At 75.4% G+C, this 1498-nt stretch carries 2 protein-coding genes; one reads left to right on the top strand and one right to left on the bottom strand.

From position 1 onward, the window contains the following. The coding region (locus AB0C29_RS48025; RefSeq protein WP_360835008.1) for an acyl-CoA dehydrogenase family protein at positions 1-1020 on the top strand (1020 nt) is incomplete at its 5' end. On the opposite strand, the gene AB0C29_RS48020 is transcribed toward AB0C29_RS48025, so the two are convergent. Beyond that, the coding region (locus tag AB0C29_RS48020; RefSeq protein ID WP_360835006.1) for a GNAT family N-acetyltransferase at positions 1021-1498 on the bottom strand (478 nt) is incomplete at its 5' end.

Below are 1498 nucleotides of genomic sequence, written 5' to 3'. Positions count from 1 at the left end.
ACCGTGCCGGCCGCCGACGGCGGCCCGGCGCTGGGCCCGGTCACGCTGGCCGAGGTGACGCGGGTCCTCGCCGCGGTCGACCCGGCGATCGCCCAGGTCCCGCAGGCCCACTTCCTGCTGGTCGACGTGCTGACCGTGCACGGCGACGCGGCGCTGCGGGCGCGGCTGTTCGGCGATGTGCTCGCCGGCCGCCGGATCGGCAACGCGTTGGCCGAGCGCGGCGGCAAGCACGCCCAGGACCTGTCCACCCGGGTGAAGGACGGCCTGCTCAGCGGCCGCAAGTACTACTGCACCGGGGCGCTGACGGCGGCCTGGATCGCGGTCAGCGCGCTGGACGGCGACGGCCGGCTGGTGCTGGCCTTCGTGCCGCGCGACGCGGACGGCGTGACCGTCGACACCGACTGGGACGTGATGGGCCAGCGCGCCACGATCAGCGGCACCACGACGTTCGAGGACGTGCCGGTCGACCTCGTGCTGGACTACGCCGGCGCCTTCGAGGTGCCGCAGCAGCTGGGTGCCCGGGCCCAGCTCGTGCATGCGGCGATCGAGGTCGGCATCGCCGAGGGGGCGCTGCGTGACGCCGCCGCGTACCTGCGGGAGAAGGCCCGGCCGTCCACCGAGGCGGTGCGCGCCGGTGCCGCCACGGCGGCGGATGATCCGCACGTGCTGCACCGGTACGGCCGCACGGCGACCCGCGTCCGGGCAGCGGCAGCCCTGTTGCGGGAGGCGGCGGCCGTCCTCGAGGAGATCGGACTCGTCCCGGCCGACGCCGACGCCGCCGCCCGCGGTTCCCTGGCCGTGGCCGCCGCCAAGGCGTTCGCCAGTGAGGTGGCGGTCGAGACGGCCTCGGAGCTGTTCGCGATGTGCGGCACCAGCTCGACGGCGGCCAAGTACGACCTCGACCGGCACTGGCGCAACGCGCGGACGCACAGCGTGCACGACCCGGTGGACTGGAAGTACCACCACCTGGCGGCCTGGGAGCTGGCCGGCGTGCAACCGCCGAACCACGGCCAGCTCTGACTACCCGGCCGGGTCCAGCCGGTACGCGGCGAACACGATCGGCGTGCGGACGGTGAAGCCGAGCTGCTCGTAGAGCCGGATGGCACCGGTGTTGGTGCCGGCCGCGTGCAGGAACGGCACCTCACCGCGCGAGCGGATGCCGGCCACCACCGCCCCGATCAGCCGCGTCGCCAGCCCGGCCCCGCGGTACGCCGGGTCGGTGCACACCGCGCTGACCTCGGTCCAGCCGTCCAGCCGCATCCGTTCGCCGGCCATCGCCGCCAGCACCCCGTCGCGCCGGATGCCCAGGTAGGTGCCCAGCTCGGGAGTGCGTTTGCCGAACGGTCCGGGCCGGGTCCGCTGCACCAGGTCCAGCATCTCCGGCACGTCGTCGGCGGTCAGCAGCTGCGCCTCGGGGTCCGCCGCGCCGCGCACGTCCGGCCCGACCAGCTGCACCCCCGGTATCCCGCCGACGTGCCTCCAGCCGGGCTGCCCGGCC

It is taken from the genome of Actinoplanes sp. NPDC048791 (genome assembly GCF_040650095.1).
GTDB lineage: Bacteria > Actinomycetota > Actinomycetes > Mycobacteriales > Micromonosporaceae > Actinoplanes.
This window is presented reverse-complemented; position numbering and strand designations above follow the sequence as displayed.